Annotated in this window: 18 protein-coding genes; 1 reads left to right on the top strand and 17 read right to left on the bottom strand. The window is 65.0% G+C overall.

The genetic code is table 11. The features are described 5' to 3' along the window. Window positions 1-3: 3 nt before the first annotated feature. The 6 genes from G7077_RS01560 to G7077_RS01585 form a co-directional block, all read right to left on the bottom strand. Window positions 4-840, bottom strand: coding sequence for a p-hydroxycinnamoyl CoA hydratase/lyase (locus tag G7077_RS01560; RefSeq protein WP_166410190.1), 837 nt, complete (start codon window positions 838-840; stop codon window positions 4-6). Window positions 841-876: 36 nt separating this feature from the next. Next, the gene (locus tag G7077_RS01565; protein WP_246167278.1) at window positions 877-1,410 is read right to left on the bottom strand and encodes a DUF3237 domain-containing protein; all 534 of its coding nucleotides are present in this window, start codon (window positions 1,408-1,410) and stop codon (window positions 877-879) included. Next, window positions 1,410-2,840: an aldehyde dehydrogenase gene (locus tag G7077_RS01570; RefSeq protein WP_166410191.1), complete on the bottom strand. Its 1,431-nt coding sequence runs from the start codon at window positions 2,838-2,840 to the stop codon at window positions 1,410-1,412. The genes G7077_RS01565 and G7077_RS01570 overlap by 1 nt, the downstream gene beginning before the upstream one ends. Window positions 2,841-2,914: 74 nt before the next feature. Continuing rightward, entirely contained in the window at window positions 2,915-4,231 is a 1,317-nt protein-coding gene (locus G7077_RS01575; RefSeq protein WP_166410192.1) for an MFS transporter, read from the bottom strand. A gap of 58 nt (window positions 4,232-4,289) precedes the next feature. Then, window positions 4,290-4,718 carry a MarR family winged helix-turn-helix transcriptional regulator gene (locus G7077_RS01580; protein WP_246167280.1) on the bottom strand — a complete coding sequence of 143 codons (429 nt, stop codon included), beginning with the start codon at window positions 4,716-4,718 and terminating at the stop codon, window positions 4,290-4,292. Next, the gene (locus tag G7077_RS01585) at window positions 4,708-5,676 is read right to left on the bottom strand and encodes an aromatic ring-hydroxylating oxygenase subunit alpha (RefSeq protein ID WP_246167282.1); all 969 of its coding nucleotides are present in this window, start codon (window positions 5,674-5,676) and stop codon (window positions 4,708-4,710) included. The genes G7077_RS01580 and G7077_RS01585 overlap by 11 nt, the downstream gene beginning before the upstream one ends. 145 nt (window positions 5,677-5,821) lie before the next feature. Between G7077_RS01585 and G7077_RS01590 the strand changes: the two genes are divergently transcribed. Beyond that, window positions 5,822-6,937: a 5-methyltetrahydropteroyltriglutamate--homocysteine S-methyltransferase gene (locus tag G7077_RS01590; protein ID WP_166410195.1), complete on the top strand. Its 1,116-nt coding sequence runs from the start codon at window positions 5,822-5,824 to the stop codon at window positions 6,935-6,937. A gap of 38 nt (window positions 6,938-6,975) precedes the next feature. Here G7077_RS01590 and G7077_RS01595 read toward each other — a convergent pair whose 3' ends face one another. The 11 genes from G7077_RS01595 to G7077_RS01645 all read right to left on the bottom strand — a co-directional run bounded on the left by G7077_RS01595 (window position 6,976) and on the right by G7077_RS01645 (window position 20,126). Then, a complete protein-coding gene (locus tag G7077_RS01595) occupies window positions 6,976-9,381 on the bottom strand; it encodes a TonB-dependent receptor (protein WP_166410196.1) in 2,406 nt (801 codons plus the stop codon). A gap of 89 nt (window positions 9,382-9,470) precedes the next feature. Further along, window positions 9,471-9,938: a MarR family winged helix-turn-helix transcriptional regulator gene (locus tag G7077_RS01600; protein ID WP_166410197.1), complete on the bottom strand. Its 468-nt coding sequence runs from the start codon at window positions 9,936-9,938 to the stop codon at window positions 9,471-9,473. Then, window positions 9,928-11,079, bottom strand: a complete 1,152-nt coding sequence (locus tag G7077_RS01605) for a CaiB/BaiF CoA transferase family protein (RefSeq protein ID WP_166410198.1) — start codon at window positions 11,077-11,079, stop codon at window positions 9,928-9,930. Before G7077_RS01605 ends, G7077_RS01600 begins: the two co-directional genes overlap by 11 nt. Next, the gene (locus G7077_RS01610; protein ID WP_166410199.1) at window positions 11,076-11,996 is read right to left on the bottom strand and encodes a poly(ethylene terephthalate) hydrolase family protein; all 921 of its coding nucleotides are present in this window, start codon (window positions 11,994-11,996) and stop codon (window positions 11,076-11,078) included. Before G7077_RS01610 ends, G7077_RS01605 begins: the two co-directional genes overlap by 4 nt. Next, window positions 11,993-12,892: a TRAP transporter substrate-binding protein DctP gene (gene dctP, locus G7077_RS01615; protein WP_246167283.1), complete on the bottom strand. Its 900-nt coding sequence runs from the start codon at window positions 12,890-12,892 to the stop codon at window positions 11,993-11,995. The genes G7077_RS01610 and dctP overlap by 4 nt, the downstream gene beginning before the upstream one ends. Before the next feature lie 126 nt (window positions 12,893-13,018). Then, entirely contained in the window at window positions 13,019-14,305 is a 1,287-nt protein-coding gene (locus G7077_RS01620) for a 2-hydroxyacyl-CoA dehydratase subunit D (RefSeq protein ID WP_166410200.1), read from the bottom strand. Continuing rightward, on the bottom strand, window positions 14,302-16,386 hold the full coding sequence (locus tag G7077_RS01625; RefSeq protein WP_166410201.1) for a CaiB/BaiF CoA-transferase family protein: 2,085 nt from the start codon (window positions 16,384-16,386) through the stop codon (window positions 14,302-14,304). Before G7077_RS01625 ends, G7077_RS01620 begins: the two co-directional genes overlap by 4 nt. Then, window positions 16,383-17,264, bottom strand: a complete 882-nt coding sequence (locus G7077_RS01630) for a 2-hydroxyacyl-CoA dehydratase family protein (RefSeq protein ID WP_166410202.1) — start codon at window positions 17,262-17,264, stop codon at window positions 16,383-16,385. The genes G7077_RS01625 and G7077_RS01630 overlap by 4 nt, the downstream gene beginning before the upstream one ends. Then, window positions 17,261-18,568, bottom strand: a complete 1,308-nt coding sequence (locus G7077_RS01635; protein WP_246167285.1) for a TRAP transporter large permease — start codon at window positions 18,566-18,568, stop codon at window positions 17,261-17,263. The genes G7077_RS01630 and G7077_RS01635 overlap by 4 nt, the downstream gene beginning before the upstream one ends. Next, window positions 18,565-19,020: a TRAP transporter small permease subunit gene (locus G7077_RS01640; RefSeq protein ID WP_166410203.1), complete on the bottom strand. Its 456-nt coding sequence runs from the start codon at window positions 19,018-19,020 to the stop codon at window positions 18,565-18,567. Before G7077_RS01640 ends, G7077_RS01635 begins: the two co-directional genes overlap by 4 nt. After that, a complete protein-coding gene (locus G7077_RS01645) occupies window positions 19,017-20,126 on the bottom strand; it encodes a CapA family protein (RefSeq protein WP_166410204.1) in 1,110 nt (369 codons plus the stop codon). The genes G7077_RS01640 and G7077_RS01645 overlap by 4 nt, the downstream gene beginning before the upstream one ends. Window positions 20,127-20,132 lie beyond the last annotated feature (6 nt).

The raw sequence follows: 20,132 nt of genomic DNA on the forward strand, positions 1-20,132 counted from the left end.
GGTTCAGGCCTTTACCCGGTCCTTGTCGTAGGCGCCGAGACCGGGCTTGTAGGTCTTCTCGTCGATGAACTGGCGGATGCCTTCCTTGCGGCCGTCGTTGTCGAACGAATTGGCGGCCTCCTGGGCGCGGACCAGATAATCCTCGGCATTCTCATAGGTCATTTCCGACACGCGGCGGATGGCGTCCTTGGTTGCCTTAAGCGCCACTGGGTTCTTTTGGAGCAGGACATTCGCGACTTCCTTCACTCGCGCCTTCAGCTGATCGAGCGGCAGCGATTCATTGACGAGGCCCCACTCGGCCGCGGTCTTGCCGTCGATATTCTCGCCCATCATCGCGTGGTACATCGCCTTGCGGAACGGCAGCAGTTCGACGGCGATCTTGGTCGCGCCGCCACCGGGCAGGATGCCCCAGTTGATTTCCGACAGGCCGAACTTCGCCTCGTCCGCGGCAAAGGCGAGATCGCAGGCGAACAAGGGACCGTAGCCGCCGCCGAAGCACCAGCCGTTGACCATCGCGATGGTTGCCTTTTGGTACCAGCGCAGGCGCCGCCACCAGCCGTACGCCTCGCGCTGCGCCTGGCGCGTGGCGCCGAGGCCCTTGGCTTCGTTTTCCCGGAAATATTCCTTAAGGTCCATGCCGGCGCACCAGGCGGATCCCTCCCCGCTCAGCACCAGCACGCCGACGTCGTCACGAAATTCCAGCGTATCGAGCACTTCCATCATGTCGCGGTTGAGCGTCGGGCTCATTGCATTGCGCTTGTCGGGGCGATTGAAGCGCACCCAGGCAACGCCGCCTTCGACGTCGTAAGAAACCACGCCGTTGCTGGAGGTCTCGGTCATATTCTTGTCCTTTCGATGCGCGCTTTCCAGCGGCGCCTATTCAACGATGTAGAAGTCGACGATCACGTGGTCGGGCTGACGGACACCGCGCCCGACGAAGGTCTTGGTGCGAAGCCACGCATGTGCGCCCGGAGGGGGGTCGAACACGGGCGTGGCACGGAAATAATAGCTGCCGGGATCGACGGCCTCACCGCGCGCGATCTTGGCCGTGACCTCGGCACTTGCGACCCGGACTCCGTCATTGGTGATGCCGATGACGGTGCCGTCCGAAGCCTTCAGAAAATATTGGGCGTGAAGCTTGGTCAACCCGCCGGGGTAGATGGTCTGCCAATCTCCGCCGCCGCTCATCACCGTGCCGCTGAACCGCGGGCCAGAGACGCTTCCGCCGGTGATCGGGATGAAGCGCTTCCGGCCGCCATCAATGGTGCCCTGCTCCACCGGCGCAGCAACGTCGATGCGCGCCGAAAAGGCATAGGTGAGGGTCGGCGCGGGCGCCGACTGACCCATCGCGCTCCCCGCAACGCTCGCGGCCAGAACGGCCGCCCCTGCCCCGCGCATTAACCGCATCATCAGATCGGATAATGACCCGGCTGGGTTTCGATGGTGATCCAGCGCAGCTCGGTAAAGGCATCGATCCCAGCCTTCCCGCCGAAGCGGCCGTAGCCGGACGCCTTCACACCGCCGAACGGCATCTGCGCCTCGTCGTGCACGGTCGGGCCGTTGACGTGGCAGATGCCCGACTTGATCTGCTTGGCGACGCGGAGGCCCCGTGCCGTGTCGCGGGTGAAGACCGCGGCGGACAGGCCGTATTCCGTGTCGTTGGCAAGCTCGATCGCATGCGCTTCGTCGCGGGCGCGGGTGATGCCGACGACCGGGCCGAAGCTTTCGTCACGGAACAGGCGCATGTCCTGCGTGACGCCGTCGATCACATGCGCCGGCATCAGCACGCCATTGGCATCGCCGCCGACCAGCTGACGGGCGCCATGGCCGAGCGCATCCTCGATCAAGCCCTTTACGCATTCAACGGTGGACTTGTCGACGACGGCGCCGAGCGGGGTCTTCCCCTCTCGCGGGTCGCCGACGGGCATGGACCGCGCCTTTTCGGCGAACTTCTCGGCAAAGGCATCTGCGACGGATTCGACAACGATGATCCGCTCGGTCGACATGCAGATCTGGCCCTGGTTCATGAAGGCGCCGAAGGCGGCGGCCTTTACCGCCTCGTCGAGATCGGCGTCCTCAAGGACGATCATCGGCGCCTTGCCGCCGAGCTCGAGAAGCACGGGCTTGAGATGTTCGGCGGCGCGCTTGGCGATGATCCTGCCGACGCCGGTGGAACCGGTAAAGTTGATCCGGCGGACATGCGGATTGTCGATCAGTGCGCCGACGATCTCACCCGCGTCCTTGGGCGCATTGGTGACGATGCTGACCGCGCCTTCGGGAAGGCCCGCTTCGGCAAAGGCTTCGGCGATCAGGCTATGGGTGCGGGGGCATTGTTCGCTGGCCTTCAGCACTACCGTATTGCCGCAGGCGAGCGGTACGGCGACCGCTCGGACGCCGAGGATGATCGGCGCGTTCCATGGTGCGATGCCCAGCATCACGCCGACCGGTTCGCGAAGCGCCATGGCAATGCAGCCCGGCTTGTCGGACGGGATGACCTCGCCGCCAATCTGCGTCGTCAGCGCCGCGGCTTCGCGGACCATGCCGGCCGCTAGCATCAGGTTGAAGCGCGCCCAGCCCTCGGTCGCGCCAATCTCGCCCATCATCGCGTCGACGAACTGGTCCGCCTTCGCCTCGAGCGCGGCCGCCGCCTTGTTGAGCATCGCGCGGCGGGCGTTGGGTCCGAGCGCCGACCAGGCGGGGAATGCGCGCGCGGCAGCTTCGGCAGCGGCGTTCGCGTCGGCAACGGTGAATGCCTTGGCGGTGGTTGCTTCGGCTCCGGTGACGGGGTTGTTGCGGGTAAAGGTCGTAGAGCCGGTTTCCGGCGGTGCAATCGTGGCCATCGTCTCTCTCCAATTAGCTATGTTGTATAACGTATAAAACGAAGCCGCAAGCACCTGCGTAAGCGCGGATGAGCCTAGGCAGACGCCTCGTCAGGCTGACGCCACCCGCGCATGCCGAGCAAGGTGATGCCGCCGACGACGGAACCGAGCGCCATCAGGATCGCGACCGTTTGCAGACTGTGGCCTGCAGCGAACAGCAGCCCGGCAACGGCCGGCGCCAACGCCGACCCGCCGCGTCCGACGCCGATCACCACGCCCGTCGCGCTGGCGCGAACGCCGGTGGGAAAGCTTTGCGCCATCAGGGCATAAAGTCCAACCACGCCGGCATTGGTGGCGAACCCGGCGAGGGCGGCGACGGTGGACAACTGTCCAAGGGTCGTCTGTTCGTTGCCGAACAGGATCACCAGCGCCGCCGACACTGCCATTGCGACGATCGTCAACCACAGCAGCGGAAGCCGCGACGTGAGAAGGCCGAGAAGCAGAGAGCCGGCCGCCCCGCCGATGCTCGCCCAGACGAGAACGCCCGCCGCTTCCGAAGGATGGAAGCCCATGTCGGTCACGATCTTCGGGATCCACTTCAGAATGAAGTAGAAGGTCATGATGTGGGCAAGATAGGCGATGGTGAGGAGCACCGTCGGGCGCGCCAGTTTCGACGAGAACAAGGCGGAGGTCCGAACCCGCTCCTTTTCGCTTTCCGGCTCCGGCAGCGCATCCACCGGAGCTTGGCGCATGCGTCCGAGCACGCGGTTGACCCGCTCCAACGCGTCAGCCGGACGGCGGTGCATCAGGAAGGCGATGGATTCCGGCGCAAACAGCAACACGATCGGGATGAATGCGGCACTTGCCAGGGCGCCGAAGACGAACACCGCGCGCCAGTCGAAATGGGAGAGCAGAACGGCGGAGATCAGGCCGCCGATGATTGTTCCTACCGGGTAGCCGGCTGCCATGAGGACCACGGCAAGCGAGCGCCGCCGGCCGTTCGCCGCTTCCGCCACCGCAGCATTGGTGGACGCCAGCATTCCGCCGATGCCCAGTCCGGTCAGAACTCGCCAGGCGGAGAGGACGGGGATCGAGTTCGCGGTTGCCGCGCCAAGCATGCCGACCGACATCAGCCCCAGACAGACGAGAATCGTTCCACGCCGGCCGATGCGATCGGCGAGTCCGCCCAGGAACAGCGACCCGAGCGACATCCCGATGAGTTCCATGGACAGCACGAAGCCAAGGGCGGCGCGATCGATACCCCATTCCTGGGCGATCCCGGGAGACGCGAAGCTGATCGACAGGACGTCGAAGCCGTCCAGGGCATTCAAGCCGATCATTGTCGCCACCACGCCCCATTGGAAGCGCGACATCGGCGCGTCCTGGATCACGGCACGCGGATCAGTGGTCATCGTCCTCTCCCTTATGTCATCGTTGTGCGGAGCTTTGTTATGGAAGGCAACAATGATGTCAGCCGTAGATGCGCTCCAGCAGCGCTTCCAGCTGGATCAGCTCTGCCTTGGAAAAGCGGCTCTTGAGCCAGTCTTCATGCGCGCCGATCGCGGCCTTGGCGCGTCTCAGCATCGTCTTACCTTCTTCCGTCAGCGCGAAGGCGATGCGCCGACGATCGGTGGTCGATGGCGTCCGCCCGAGCAGGCCGCGGCGTTCGAGTGAATGAACCAAGGCCATGGTGGTCGCACGGTCCATGTCCAGCGCCCGGGCAAGATCGGCTTGTGCGGCACCCGAACGGTCACCGACCAGCCAAAGCACCGAAATCTGCTTCTGGGTGAGCTCAAGATCGGAGAAATGCTCGCTGAAGTGCCGCTGGATCGCACCATGCGCCCGGCGCACTCGCAGCCCGAGAACGCCGCCGAGGTCGTCGCCCTCTTCAACCGGCAAACGCGCCCTCCGCGGCTGCAAGGCGCGTAATGATCTGGCGCGCACGCGCGCTGCCCTGGTCGATGGAGAAGCCGCGCAGGCGCAGGTCAGGGTTCATGTCGATCGCCTTCTGCTGCGCTTCCAAGACTTCCACATCCTCGTCGAACACTTGGCCCTGCTGCGCCTTGAACCGCGCGGTGAAGCCCGCATCCTCGATATCGAAGTTGCGCGCCATGCCCCAGAAGTAATGCGTGGTTCGCTCGGTTTCGGGAGTCATGGCGTCGATTACGAAGCCCCGCACGCCATGATCATGCGTCTCCAGAGTTGCCCCGGCTTCGACCGGCGCCACGCCGACGTCGATCAGCACGGACGACGGCGCGACGAACTGGCAGATCTGCCAACGATCGACCGGTCCGCTGGACCGCAGCGCGTCGCGCCAGAAGGGCGGCGGATCGATCCCTGCCATCCAGCGGCTGACATAGACCTCATCTTCCTCGACCCGCGTCTCAATCGGCGTTTCCAGGATCTCATGCTGTCCGATCGAGCCCTGATGGACGTACGTTTCGTGGCTGAGATCCATGAGGTTGTCGATGACCAGCCGGTAATCGCATTCGATCCGGTTGTAGCCGCCGTCGAACGTCCATCCCGGCGCGCTGCACGGCCAGAAGTCAGGCACCAGCGACTCGTCGGCTCTCTCCGGATCGCCGATCCAGACCCACACCAGCCGGTGGCGTTCGACGACCGGATAGCGTTGCGTGCAGATGGCCTTGGGTACGCGCTCCGACTTGATCGGCATCTCCTGCGCAGCCCCGTCCGGGCCGACAAGCAAACCGTGGTAGCGGCAGCGGATCGAGTCGCCCTCCTTGAAACCGAGCGACAAGGGCAACAGCCGGTGCGGGCAGGCATCGCGCAGCGCCACCACGCTCCGGTCGAGCTTGCGATAGAGCACGATGCGCTCATTGCAGATCGTCCGCGCCATCGGCGACCGGTCGACCTCCGAATCCCACGCCGCGACATACCATCGGTTCGGCACCCAGGTCATTGCACTCTCCCATCCCAAGCTGTTAAGCGGACTTGGTGTATTGTAAGTAGAACATACAATATTGGAGCAGGAGAGTCCAAGCATGCCGACACCGCCATTTCGCGCCGACCATGTCGGCAGCTTCCTTCGTCCCAAGGCTCTGCTCGATGCGCGCACTGCCTATCGGGAGGGCAGTATCGATTCCGACGCGCTTCGTGCGGTTGAGGATGAAGCGATCCGGGACGTCGTCCGCTTCCAGGAGGATCTCGGGCTTCAAGGCATCACCGACGGCGAATTCCGCCGCACCTATTTCCACACCGACTTCCTGCTTCAGCTCGACGGCGTCGAGGAGGCCGGCGGCACGCAGGTGAAGTTCCACCAGCATGGCGGCAAGGAGCTGGAATATGCGCCGCCAGTCATGAAGATCACCGGCAAGATCTCACATGCCCGGGACATCCAGCGCCGCGATTACGAATTTCTCGCGAGCGTCACCACCAAGACGCCGAAGGTCACCATCCCCTCGCCTACCATGCTGCACTTCCGCGGCGGGCGTGAGGCAATCGACGAGACCGCCTACCCGAACCTAGACGACTTCTACGCGGACCTTGCTGCGGCTTACCGTGCCGAGATCAAAAGCCTGGCGGACGCCGGTTGCCGCTACCTGCAGCTCGACGACACCAATCTCGCCTACCTTTGCGACGACACGCAGCGGGAGAATGCGCGGCGCCGGGGAATGGACCCCGACGCGCTGCCGCGCCTCTATGCCGACATCATCAACCAGTCGATCCGCGACAAGCCCGACGACATGACCGTCTGCGTCCACCTGTGCCGCGGCAATTTCCGCTCCTCATGGGCTGCGGAAGGCGGTTACGAGCCGGTTGCCGAAGTGCTGTTCAACGCATTGAACGTAGACGGCTATTTCCTGGAATATGACGATCCGCGCTCGGGCGACTTCGCGCCGCTGCGCCACGTGCCGAAGGGCAAGACGGTGGTGCTCGGCCTCGTCACCACCAAGCTCGGCGAGCTGGAATCTAAGGACGATGTCCAACGCCGCATCGACGAAGCGGCGCAGCACATGCCGCTCGATCAGATGGCGCTGTCGCCGCAGTGCGGCTTCTCCTCGACCGTCCACGGCAACGACATTGCGGTGGAACAGCAGGCGGCCAAGCTGCGCCTGGTCATCGACGTCGCCACCGACGTCTGGGGCGGCGTCGCCTGAGTGAAACGGGGCCGCTCAAGTGAGCGGCCCCGCCTCTTTTAGAAGCGCCCGGACAGCTGCAGATACCAGTTGCGCGGACGGGCATACATGCGCTCCGCATATCCCAGCGTCGCAAGCGAAGCGTTGCCCTGGATAAGGTAACGTTCGTCGAAGATGTTCTGGACGCCTGCAGCGATGTCGAGCCTTTCCGAAAGCCTCAGCGTCACTGAGCCGTTGCCGACGAAATATCCGTCCTCCTCGATCAACGGGATGCTGCCGGTGATGAAGGTTGTCTTCGACGTGAAGCTGCCGTCGAAGCGCGGCGTCAGCATCCGGCCGCTGCCGAGATCGAAGTCGTAAGCGACCCCGAAGTTGGCCTGCGTGTCCGGCGTCAGCGGCAGGTCGTCGCCAGGCGCCACCGTGGCAGTCGCGCCCGGCACTTGGGTCACGCTGCGGATCTTGTCGTAAAGCAGACTGAGGCCCGCATCGACCGACAACCCGCCAGCGCGGTAGCTCGCCTCCGCCTCGAAGCCGCGGATGCGCGCCTTGCCGGCGTTGAACAGGAGCGGCACGACGCCCTGGCGGAAGATCAGCTGGATGTCGTCGTAATTGGCCTGGTAGGCGGCGACGTTGAAGCGGACTGGCCCGACATTGGTCTTCACGCCGACCTCGTAGCTGGTGACCTTTTCCTCATCGAACGGCACCGGAAGATTGCCTGCGGGGGCAGCATTGTAGCGCGTGTTGAAGCCGCCCGACTTGAAGCTGCGCGCCCAAGACGCATAGGTGCTGATGTTCGGGCTCCAGCGGTACTGGATGCTGGCCGAGCCGGTAAGCGCGTTGAACTTGCGCTTGAACGGCTCGTCGAAAATGAACAGCGGCCCACCCTCGGATGTCGCCAGCGTCGGCAGCGGGTCCGGGTCGGGAAGCGTCGCCGGAAACAGGTTCAGCACCGTCCCCTGGTAGCGCTTGCGGTCCGTGGTGTAGCGGAGGCCGCCGCTGATCTCGAGGCCATCCGTCGGCTTGACGCTGACTTGCCCGAACCCAGCGAGGGACTCCGTCTTGAGATTCGATAGCTGCAGGTCGCGCGACCCGGGGCCGCCGGCGAGGATCGAAGCTATGACCGGGGGCGCAGGCGGAAACGCAAGCGGCACGGTCGCGCGCTCGTCCGTCTTCTCATTGAAGTAGTACGCACCAAAAATCGCGGACCAGATGCCGCTTTCCAGGTCGAGTTGCGCTTCCTGGCTGAACTGCTTCGATTGGGCGGCAACGTCGGTGGTGATCAACGTAAGCGGCGTGTTGTCGGCGTCGCGAATGCCGCGCGATTGAGTGTTGCGGTAGGCGGAGATGAGCTTGATCGCCGCGACATCGCTCAGGCGATAATTGGCCGTCGCGGCTAGACCCCAGACTTCGGAGTCACTCCGCACAGGGGCGTTGCCGCCGTTCCGGAATGGCCCGCGCTCCTGCAGGTCGTTGGCGCAGCGATCATCGTCGATCATCGGGACATTCGGCGGACCACGACGGGGACCAGCAGCCGGTGCAAACGGGATGGTCGCTCCCGGGCAACCTGCTCCGACGCTTGCGATTGCGGCGACCGGTGCCTGCTCATTGATCCCCGCGAACACGAACGGAGCGCCATTCTCCTTGCGCTTGCTGTAGTCGCCGCGAAGGAACAGGTCGAACGCGGGTGACGGTTCCCACTTCAGCGCGGCGTTAAACTGTCGGCTGTTATCGTCCCCGAGGTCGAGTCCGTCGAAGTCGCGGATGACGTAGCCGTCGCGCTTGCGGAACCCCGCGGAGACGCGCGCGGCCATGGTGCTGGCAATCGGGATGTTGAGCGCTGCGAAGCCTTCGCGCAGACTATCGGCGCCGACGCGCAGCCGTCCGCGCCCGCTCCACTCGCCGATGATCGGCTGCTGCGTGCGGACGAGAATGGCACCGCCAATCGTGTTGCGGCCGAACAAGGTGCCCTGCGGTCCGCGCAGCACCTCGACACCGGCGATGTCGCCGAAGTCGATGGCGCCGCCGACCGCGCGTCCAAGATAGACTTCGTCGAGGTAGATGCCGACACCCGGATCCACGGCCGCGGTCGGATCGACTTGGCCCACGCCGCGGATGAAGACGACGGATGACGCATTGTTGCCCGACAGCTGTCCGGCCGGCTTGAACTGGAGGCTGGGCGTGACCCGCTCCAGGTCCTGCGTCTGCTGGATTTGTCGGTCTTCCAGTACCTGCGCGGTGAAGGCGCTGACGGCGACGGGCGTGTCCTGAAGCCGCTCGTTTCGGCGCCGGGCAGTGACGACGATTTCCTGTGGGTTGGCATCCCTGGCCTGTGGGTCCGCTGCGACGTCCGCCGCACTTGCAGCCGTGTCCTGAGACCATGCCGCAGATGGCAGAGCCAACGAAGCAAAAACGCCCGCCACACCACAGAACAGACGAGCGCGTGAGCGCCGAAGACCTTCAGCCATGAAATCCTCCCTGCGGGGTTGTTGTCACCCCGTCAGGTTGGAAGCTCGCATCGCGATTTGTTTCTGTCAATAACTGTTATGCTGGTTACCTATTCCGCCCCGCCCTGCAACTTGTGAAGAAGCCGCCCGAGCTCCGCACGTTCGTGCTGATTCAGACAGGCGGCAAAGCGACGGTCATGCGCAAGGACACGTGTCCTCAGATCGGCCAACAGCGCATTCCCGGTCTCGGTGAGATTGATGCCAAAGGAACGGCGATCGATCGTGCTGGTGCGCCGTTCGACACACCCCCTTCCCTGCCAATAGTCGATAGCAAGCGTCACGGCCGATCGCGAGAGCTGCAACGCCTCCGCGAGTTGCACCTGTTGCAAGCCAGGATTGGCGCCGATCAGTTCCAGCAACGAATAGCGCAGCGGCGTTATTGAGCGGTCCCCGACGGCACGCTGAAAATCGGCATCCCCGCTGAAGTTTGCGCGCGCCACTGCGTGCGACAGCAGTTCACCGAGCAGCCCGGGGTCGACGGCCGTGCCGCCGCCGATGCGAGGATCGCTAAATCCCACTGCCGAGCCACTCCAATATCTCCTCGCGGTGCTCGTCGAGCTTCGGCGGCCGACCCTTCGTCTGTGCTCCCTCAGGCTGCAACCGGAAGCCGGGACCAGGAATGGTCATCCCGTCCGATCCGTTCGGCAAATCGAGGTTGAGCATGGACTCCGCCCGGGCGAGCTTCGCGGCTTCATCGACGCCGCGCACCATGCCGCAGGGAATGCCCTCGCGGCTCATCACCCGTTCCCAATCCGCCGCATCCCGCTTGACGAGTTCGGCCGCCACTAGGGCATACAGCGCGTCGAAATGCTCGATCTGCCCGGCACGAGTCGCAAACCGCGGGTCCTGCAGCCAGTTCTCCCGGCCAAGCAGCCGCGCCAGAAGCGCGAATTGACGCGGCTGGACCACACCAAGCGAGATCTGGCGGCCATCGCGCGCGGTGAACAGCGAGGCGGTCGGAAGTCCGCTGTAGCCGGTGTTGCCCATGCGCGGCATCGGCTTGCCGGTCGCGAAATAGGGCGTCACCGCCGACGTCATGAAGGCTAGGCTGGCGTCGAGCATCGAGACATCGATGTAGCCGCCACCGCCGCCGTTCGCCTTGCGGAACAGTGCGGAGAGGATGGCGATCGCCGCCGTCTGTCCCGTCAGCGTGTCGACAATCGGAAAGCCGATGCGCATCGGCGGATCGCCATCGCCACCGCTCAGCATCATCATGCCGCTGGTCGCCTGGACGATATTGTCGATCGCCGGCCAGTCGCGTTGCGGCCCGTCCTGGCCATAGCCGGAAACCGAGCAGAAGACGATGTCCGGGTTGAAGGCGCAGACCTGCTCGTAGGAAAAGCCGAGCCTGCCGATCACGCCGGGGCGGAAGTTCTCAAGCAGCACGTCGGCGCGTTCGATGATGTCCCGCGCGATCTTGCGGTCCCCGTCATACTTGAGGTCGAGTGCGATCGACTTCTTGCCCGCATTCGCCGCGATAAAGGCGGCGCTCAGCCCACCGAGGCTCTCGTCGGCGCCATAGTTGCGGAAATTGTCGCCGCCCTTTGGCTCGATCTTGATTACCTCGGCGCCAAGCAGCCAAAGCAGGTGGGAGGCGTAAGGCCCCGCCATGACATGGCTGAAATCGGCGACCCTGACGCCGGCGAGAGGCTTGCTCATGGACGCTCCGGAAATTGCTTGCGCTGGACGGTCCAGCCGTAGGTAGTGCACAGGATGCAGTCAGGGCCGGTGAACCAGCGGCCGGCGCGCTTGTCGGCCTTCAGCTGCCAGTCGAGCCACTTGGCCCCAACCCGCGCCCAGTCACCGCCATTGGCGAGCGCGAAGGTGCCGCCGTGGCCTACGGGCAAGCTAGCCACCACGACGGGCAGGTGCTGGATGCGGTTGAAGTCGTCCATTCCATTGGGGAAAGCGACATCTTCCGGACCGCCGAGGATGTAGGCCACGGGTGTGTGCAGACTGCGAAGGTCCGACTTGCGGATGTTGACGCCGCTTCGGCCGGTGCCTGGACGCTCGTAGACGCCGCTGGCGAAGGCGACCACCGCGTCGACGCGCGGGTCGGCGCCGGCGGCCAATGCCTGTAGGCCTCCGCAGCTGTGACCCATCACCGCGACCCGCGACAGGTCGATACGCCGATACAGCGGATCGGAGCGCCGGGCGTTCGCCTGCGCCGCATAGTCGATGCCGCCGAGCAGCTGCGTAACGCTGGTCTCGTCGGCCGTGCGCGTTGGCGGCCCGGCCGGGGCCGTTGCAGCTGGCAGAGGGAGCCGTGCCGCCACCGGCGGCTCCTCCTTCGGTGCGCCATTGGCGATGACGATGTAGCCATGGCTCGCGATTTCACGAAGGAAACGTGCAGCGCTCAGCCCATTGTTGCGGCACCCACCATTGCCCCACAGCACCACCGGCATCCGCGCACGTGGCGGAGTGACCGGCCGGAACACGGTGTAGCCCGGCGCATCCGCGCGCGCTTCTGAAACCGCCGGGTAAGGTCCCGTGCCCGACGGCGCCCCGACCTGCCGCATCTGGGCAGTGGCGCTTACCGGAATGGCAATTGCCAGCAACGCAATCAGCCGCATCATTGAGCTCCTCGGCAACGGATGTCATCGCGTCCGGCGATGCTCGCCCGAACCGTTCGGAAGGCACGTGTGCCGTCGATACCGAATGCGGACAGGCCAGCGGCGTTGCGCTCCGCATCTGCGAGGTACAGACGGTTGAACCGTTGTTGCTCGGCTTCCGCCATCGGCACGATCGCCACACCCTTCTTCCGTGCGGCGTCGAGCCCCCGCGTCGCGCCCGCTTCGACTTCCTTGGCGAGCGCGGCTTCCCAGACCGCAGTGGATACCTCCAGCACGCGGCGGTCCTCCGGACTCAGCCTGTTCCAGACGCGCGCGCCCATCGCGCGGGCGGGATAGGCACCGCGCGGCACGGCCAGCGTGTTGAAATGCTTGGCGACCTCGGCAAAGTGGAGGGCGGCGAAGGTGTCGGCAGGCGCGACCACACCGTCGATCACGCCCTTGGCCATTGCCGAGTAAACCTCTCCCATTGGCATGTTGACCGGGTCGGCACCGAGGCCATCGAGGACGGTGAGGAGCTCGCTCGGTGCGCGAAGCCGGAGGCCGCGTAGATCCTCCAGGCGGCGGATGGGGCGGTCGCGGGTGACGATTCCCGGGAGCGAGCCGCCCTGGACTGCAAGGACCTTCAGCCCCTTGAGCTCGGTCTGGACCTGCGGATCGGCGGCCTCGAGACAGCGATAGACCTGCACCTGCGCCGGCACGCTGTAAACGCCGCTGTAGAAGCCGGACTGCGTTCGAATGAGATGGGTCCCGCCGCGAACATAGATTGGCGTGATCAGGCCGATGTCGGCAACGCCGTGCCGAAGCTCCTCCATCGACATTTCTGACGACAGCAGACCCCGGACCAGATCGGGCGGATGCGCAGGCGCCCGCCCGAGCGCTGCTCGACGAATTTCATCCACGTCTGGTCAGCGCGGCTGAACGGGTGCCCCGGCGCATAAGGCGTCGCGTAGACCAGCTCCGTCACCCCTGGGGCACCTGCCGCTGGCACGCGCCAAGCAGAAGAAGGAGGAGAAGCGCGACGAACCTCATGCAAGGCCCCGAGAGGTCAGGAAGTCGGCGACGATGCCGACCATCTTGTCGTGGTCCCAGTTCTTCGCATCGACCATGTCGGCATCAAGGGCGAGCACGGGCACGCCGGCGGCCTCAAGCGAAGCGGCGGTGAGCTTGGTGCCGGACTGCGACAGCCGGTTGTCCGGCGGAAGAAGCACCATCGCTGCGTCGATACCGCACCGTTCCGCCTCGCTCGTCATCCAGCCGTTCATCCACGGTGGCAGGTGAAGAACTTCGTTCATCGAGCAGATGCGGCTGGACAGCGCGTCCATCGGCGCATCGCCGAAGTCGCGGATATATTGGGGACCGGTGAACGGCAGGTACATCGACCAGACGAACACGGCGCCCATCCTTTCCTCCAGCGCCTGGTAGAAGCCTGGGTCGTGCCACAAGCCTGCACCGATCCACATCAGGCGCACCCGCTCGTTGGTTGCAGCGCCCAGACCGCCCGCGACCCGCTCCAAGACTTCGTCCCGGAACTTGCGCGCATGATCCACCGCCCAATCGGAGCCCCGATGCCATTGCGGGATCATGGTGTTGGACATCTGCTCGGCGATCGAAACGGGGCATGGCCGCGCCTTGCCGATCGCTTGCGCCGCTTCCCAAAGGTACGTTTCCTGCTCGTTGATCCGCTCCATCAGATGATGGAGCTTGGCATCCTCGAACTTACGGCCAGTGCGGTTCTCCAGCAGGGTGATGAGGTCCCGCATTTCTTCGACCAGCAAGGCGATGCGATCCGCGTCGTAGACGTCCCGCCATTCCGTGTTGGACCGCGCGAACCATTGCGGGTCCTTGTGTGGCCAGGCGGGCGCTTCCAACGGGAAGAACTCCGATCCGAGCGCCTTTGCCCATTGTCCGAACACATGCTGGATGCAGTCGCAGGTCAGTCGCGCCACCAGCACCGTCGGCTTGGGAAGGCCGCCCCAAGGCGCCGTTGCGGGATCATTGGCGAGCGTGCAGGCGAAGCCAAGCGAGCAATATTTGCAGCTGTTTGCCGGATAGCCCCCGTCGGCCAGCACCTGAAAGTAGCGTCCGGACAATTGCTTGGCCGCGATATAGGCCGACCACCATTGATTGGTGACGATCGGGATATCCATCACATGAAAGATTTCATGCGGGGTGTCGGCCTGCACGATGGCAAATGGCTCGCCGTCGTCCACTACGCGCTTACGAAGCTCGGCACCGAAGGCCTTCTGGTATGCGTTTGCCTCCGCCGTACAGGCCAAGGTCTTGCGGATCCGCGTTCCCTGACCCTCGCTCACTCGAACACTCCTGATTGCCTGAGCGCGTCGACCTGCGCCTGCGATAGCCCGCAAAGGGTGCGCGCGATTTCCTCGGAATGCTCGCCCATCCTGGGCGCGCGGAAAGGCTGCTGCCGGTCCCGCGACAAGGTGATGGGCGTAGCCACATGGCCGAACGGCCCCAGCAGCGGATGGTCGAGGGTCACAAGAGCCTCGCGGTGCGCGATCTGCGGGTCGCACTCGATCAGGTCCTCCGCGTCCTGAACGACGCCGGCGGCTACGCCTGCGGCCTGCAGTTGCACCGCAATGGAATGGTCGTCGCGCTCGGCACACCATTGCGCGACATCGGGACCAGTGATCGCATTCAGCCGCGCACGATCCATCGCATCGAACAGGCTGATGGCGACCCAGCGATCTTCGCCAGCGGCCTTGAACACGTCCTGAAACAACACTTGACGGTCCGCATTGCCGCTCCGCTGCGGACGGTCGCCCGCCCTTGCGGCAGCAATATAGTCGCGCATCTGCTGCACGCAGATTTCGTACATGGACGCATCGATGTGGCAGCCGCGCCCTGTTTCCCGCCGATGCTGGAGCGCCGCCGCGACGTTGGCAGCCATGACGTAAGGCACGATGACATCGCCGTACGGCACCGCCCCCGGAATGACGGGATCGCGGTCCGGGTATCCGGTCAGGTACGTGCGACCGGACAGCGCGCCGCCGGTGCCGTCAACGCCCCATTCCTGCGCCAGTGGTCCGGTCTGACCGAAGACGCTGCCGGACACCATGACAATCCCGGGGTTGCGCTCGGCCAACCGGTCATAGTCCAGCCCAAGCTTCGCCATGGTGCCCGGCGAGAAGTTCTCGACGACGACATCGGCCCAGTCGATCAACGGGTCCAAAATGTCCCTAGCGCCCGGCGCTTTCATGTTGAGCGACAGGCTTCGCTTGGAACTATTAAGGTGCGCGAACCAGGGCTTGTCATCGAACTCGCCCGCTTTGGAGGCGGAGACTTGCACGTCCATGCGCGACAGGTCGGGCCGGGTGCGGCTCTCCACCTTAACGATGTCCGCACCCAGGTCTCCAAGCGTCTTGGTGGTGATCGATCCGACCAGCGCCCAGGCAAAGTCCAGCACGCGAACACCCGCGAGTGGACCCGGTCGATCGCCCGTGTGCACGGCCGGCGCGGCCGCACTGCTTCCCTCGCGGATGGTAGCAAACCGCTCCGGCAATCCGGAGGGCGTGTCGAAGAAGGCGCGCGCCTTGAGGTGCGGGTCGGCGAGTACGTCTGCCGGTTCGTTGACGACACACGCATTGATTCCGCGGCGGCGGCCTTCGGTTGCGATCTCGGCCTTGGTGCGAGTGACGAAGAAGGCGGCGATCGCGGTCTCCCACTCGGCGCGCGTCTCCGCCGGCAAGGTCGAGCGGTTGTACTTCAGCCAGTCCGTGCCGCGGAGCGGATTGTCGACGCCGACCTCGTCCATCCAGTCGGACAGGCCTTGGTTCGCAGGCGCACCCAACCGGCCTGTCATCAGCGAGTGGAAGCACCAGCCATCGGCCAACTTCCAGATCGCCCGCACGGTCGCCTTGCCATAGGCGAGCGCGCCACCGACGCGGTGAAGCTTTCGCTTGTCGAATTGCCAGACGAGGATGCCGTTGACGTTGCGGCTGAAGGCGACCTGCTGAATCGAAACGTCGACATGCTGACCCTTGCCGTGCGTCCCGCGCGCATAGTGAGCGGCCATTGCGCCCGCAGCCGCCACCATGTCGGCGTGGAAGGTGCAGGCGTCTCCCGCTTCCTTCACCGGTGGCCGACCGGGCTCACCCGTGACCCGAAGCGCGCCGCCCATTGCCGATGCGATCAACTCGCCGCCTCGCCAGTCCGCGCGCGGGCCGTCGGAGCCGAAGGGTGTCACAGAAACGTGAATGGCGCGGTCGGGCACGTCGACGTCGCCGATGCGGTCGCGCCCGAGATCGTCGATGATGAAGGAGGCGTTCTCGACCGCCCCGTTCAGATCAGCGCCGAGCGACGCCAGGATGCGCGCCAGCGGCCGCTCCGCCATGTCGCCGAGCACGGCGACGCGATGTCCTGCAAGCGGCTTCACCGTCCGCACTCCCCAAGAAAAGCCTCGATCTCGTCGGACGCCCCGTCCCGTGCGCCCCAGTCCCGGCGGGCGAGCAGCAACACCGGCAGTCCCAGTTCGGTCAACGCCTGTCGCGCAGCAGGTGCGTTCCACACGCGGGACTCATCCTCCTCCGTGTACCAAAGTATCGCAGCGGAGACGCCCGCCGCGCTCGCCCGATCCGCGACCATGGCAGCCTGATCGCAGAACCCACGCTGATCGTCGGGACGCGCTTGCAGCTGCCGGGCAAGCGCGTGGAAGGGATCGCCCGATCCTTCCTCCACCCGTGGTCCAAGCTCCTGCCAATCGTCCGACAAGGTCGGACCGATCGGCTCAAAGCCGGCTGCATGGATTGCATCGTGCAAGCGGCGGTCAGGCGGGGGCGTTCCGGTCAGCAAACATGCCCTGCCCGCGGCCTTGGACGGCGGCCCGTCGCGCTGCCCGTTCGTTTCGATGATGGATTTTTCCATTACGTCGTCGGGGACGCCCAGCGTGTCGGCCAGCTTCCGCAGCGCCGCTGTCAAATGATCGAGACTGCTTGTCCGCGGGATTTTGGTGATGTCGAGCAGGACGGCCTCCGGGCCTGCGATGGCGCCAGTGCGCTGCAGCTCGCAGATGTAATAGTAGAGCCGTTGCGCCGCATCGTCCGCGCGGCTGAACACGACCATGTCATGCCCGTCGAAGGCCCCGTCTGCCCATTGCTGAAGAATGGAGCGTGCCCACAGCGGGAATTTGCTTTCGAGCCATCGATCCGAATCCGGGGTGGATGCGTCGACATCCCACCCAAGCGGTCCGGCATAGCGTCCGGTCGCCAACAGCAGGTCCTGGGGAAGGCCCGGCCCAACGCTCGCGATCGTCATTGGCTCACCAGGTCCGGAAGCCACAGCACCGTTGCCGGCAGCAGGATCAGGATCAGTAGATGCACGAAGTCGCTGGCGAGAAACGGCAGAACGCCCTTGAAGATCTTGTTGATGGACACATCCTTCGCGACGCCCTGGATGACGTAAAGGTTCATGCCGAGCGGCGGGTGGACGAAGCCGATTTCCATCGCGCGGGTGATGAAAATGCCGAACCAAATTGGAGTCATCCCCGCATCCACGACGATCGGAAGAAGGATTGGCGTGGTCAGCAACATCAGGGCCAAGCCATCCAAGACGGAACCGAGCAGCAACAGGAACAGGGTGATAAGGACTAGCGTCGCGAAGCTGCCGAGATGCATGGATCGGACCGCGTCGCCAAGCGCATCGGTCAAGCCCGTGACGCTGACGAAGACGGAGAAGATCAGCGCGCCGATGATCACCAGAAGGATCAGGCCGCTCGTCTGCAGCGTAGTCTCGAACGCATCGCGAAGCATGGCGAGGTTCAGTCGCCGCCGAATGGTTGCGATGATCAGCGCGCCGGTCGCTCCGATCGCGGCCGCTTCGGATGGGCTGACCCACCCGATCGTGATTCCGCCGATCACCAGCGTGATGAGAATGATCATGTCCCAGATCCGCGCGATCGACCGCAGCCGCTCGCCCCAGCTCGCCCGCTCGCTCGTCGGTCCAAGGTCGGGACGGAAGCGGATCACCAGCCAGATCACCGCCATGTAGAGCAAGGTTTGCGTGATCCCGGGGATGATGGCGGCGGTGAACAGGGTGCCGATCGATTGTTCGGCGATGATCCCGAACACGATCAGCGCTCCCGAGGGCGGGATCATCTGGCCCAGCGTTCCCCCCGCAGCGACCGAGCCCGTCGCAAGCGCGTCCGAATAACCGCGCTTGCGCATTTCCGGCAGCGCCACCGAGCCAACGGTGGCGGCTGTCGCCAGGCTGGAGCCATTGATGGTGCCGAAGCCGGCGCAGCCGGCCACGGCAGCGTAAGCGAGGCCTCCGCGCCGATGGCCGAGGAATTTGGCGGCGGCATCGAACAGGTCCCGGCTTGCGTCCGCAGCGAAGAAGAGCTGTGCCATCAGAAGGAACAAGGGGAGCGTTCCAAGCTCGTACTTCGTCAGCACTTCGATGACGACCACACCGGCCTTGATCAGTGCCGGCTCGGTGCCGATCACCAGTGCCAGGCCGCCGATGCCGACGAGACCGAGCGCAACGCCGATCCGGACCCCGAGCAATAGCATGACGAGCAAGACAAGCACGCCAATGATGCCGGTTGCGGGTGTCGCCATCATCTGCGCGTCTCCCGCACAAACGCTCGGCGGAACGCGATCAAAGTAACGATCAGCAGGCTGACGTTCGCAAACAGGCGCAGCCAGAGCCACGGCACATGTGCGATCTCGCTTATTTCATGGCTGTTCCACAGGTCGATCGCCAGCCATCCCGACCCGATCAGCAGGCATAGCAGGAACAATGCGGTGAGGAGGTTGGACAAACTGTCCCAGGTGGCACGAGCTCCCTCGCCGATTCGATCGACCACGAGCCGCACCCGGGCGTGGCGATCGACAGCTGTTGCGAGGATCAGCGCGATGCATCCGGCCACGAGCACCGCGGCCTGGATCAGCTCGATCGAGCCGCGAAGCGGCAGGCCCACTTGCCGGCCGATCACCGCCACGGTGTCGAAAGCGGTTGCAGCAAGCAGCGCAGCACCGCCGAACCACACCGCAATGCTACGAGCGCCGGTCATGCGGCAAGCCGGATCATGTTGTCGTCACCCACGATGATCGGGGGCAAGCCTGCGTCGCGGGTGATTTTCTCAACATAGTTTCGGATCTCCGACGCGCGCTGGGCATCGGCAAGGATCGGGCGGCCCGGCGCCTCGACATGCACGGGAATGATCCCGGCTCGTACTTCGCCGGTGTCAGTCAGGACGATGCGACCAAGGAATGCGTTGACCGCTTCCGGGTGAAAGGGTGCCAGCGTGTAGGCAGGGTCGGGTTCGAAGCCGAACATGCGCTTGCGCCGCTCGGCCCATTCCCTGCGGGCGGGATGGTCCTGTGCGGGGCTGAGGGCGGAGGTGACGACGCAAGCATTGCCAAGCCCGTGGAAGATCGGGCGGCCGCGCCGGAATTCGATGCCTCGGATGATATGCGCATGGTGCCCAAGCACCGCGTCCGCGCCCGCATCGATGGCCGCATGTGCGAGTGGCCGTTCGTAAGGCGCTAACCGGGCGGGGACGTGAACGATGCCTTTGTGAAGGGCGACCAGCACCAAATTCGCGTCGCCGCGAACCGTTGCAATGTCACTCTCCAGGATCTGCAGTGCCTCGTCCGAGACATGCTCGAGCGGGGCCGCCGGCGCGATCGGTGACCCATCCGAGGTTTCGACGCGAAGGTAAGCAGACCCGGCGCGGTCTTCCGTCGCCCAGCCAATGGCTGGGCCCACGCAATTGTAACTCAGCACGGCGATCCGGACACCGTCGCCCTTGGTGAAGGCGGGCTTGCGCGCTTCAACGAGGTTCGCGCCCGCCCCGGCATGACCGACGCCCACGTCATCGAGGTAGCGAAGCGTGTCCTCGATGCCCTCGGCTCCGCAGTCCGATATGTGGTTGCCGGCGAGAGTCACGATGTCAAAACCTGCCTCGGCAATCGCAGCGACATTCTCCGGCGGTGCGCCGGGCGCCGGAACATCGCCCTGCAACTCCTGGCCGCGCCGCGTATGCGGCACTTCCAGGTGCGCGATGGCAAGGTCCGCCGCGCGGACGGCCGGGGCGATCCCCGCCAGCCAGTGGCCAGCGTCCGGCTCATCGAGCACAAGATCGCCGGCCACCACGATGTTCAGAACGTCTGTCATTCGCCT

The sequence above is a fragment of the Sphingomonas piscis genome (assembly GCF_011300455.1).
Classification (GTDB): Bacteria; Pseudomonadota; Alphaproteobacteria; order Sphingomonadales; family Sphingomonadaceae; genus Sphingomicrobium; species Sphingomicrobium piscis.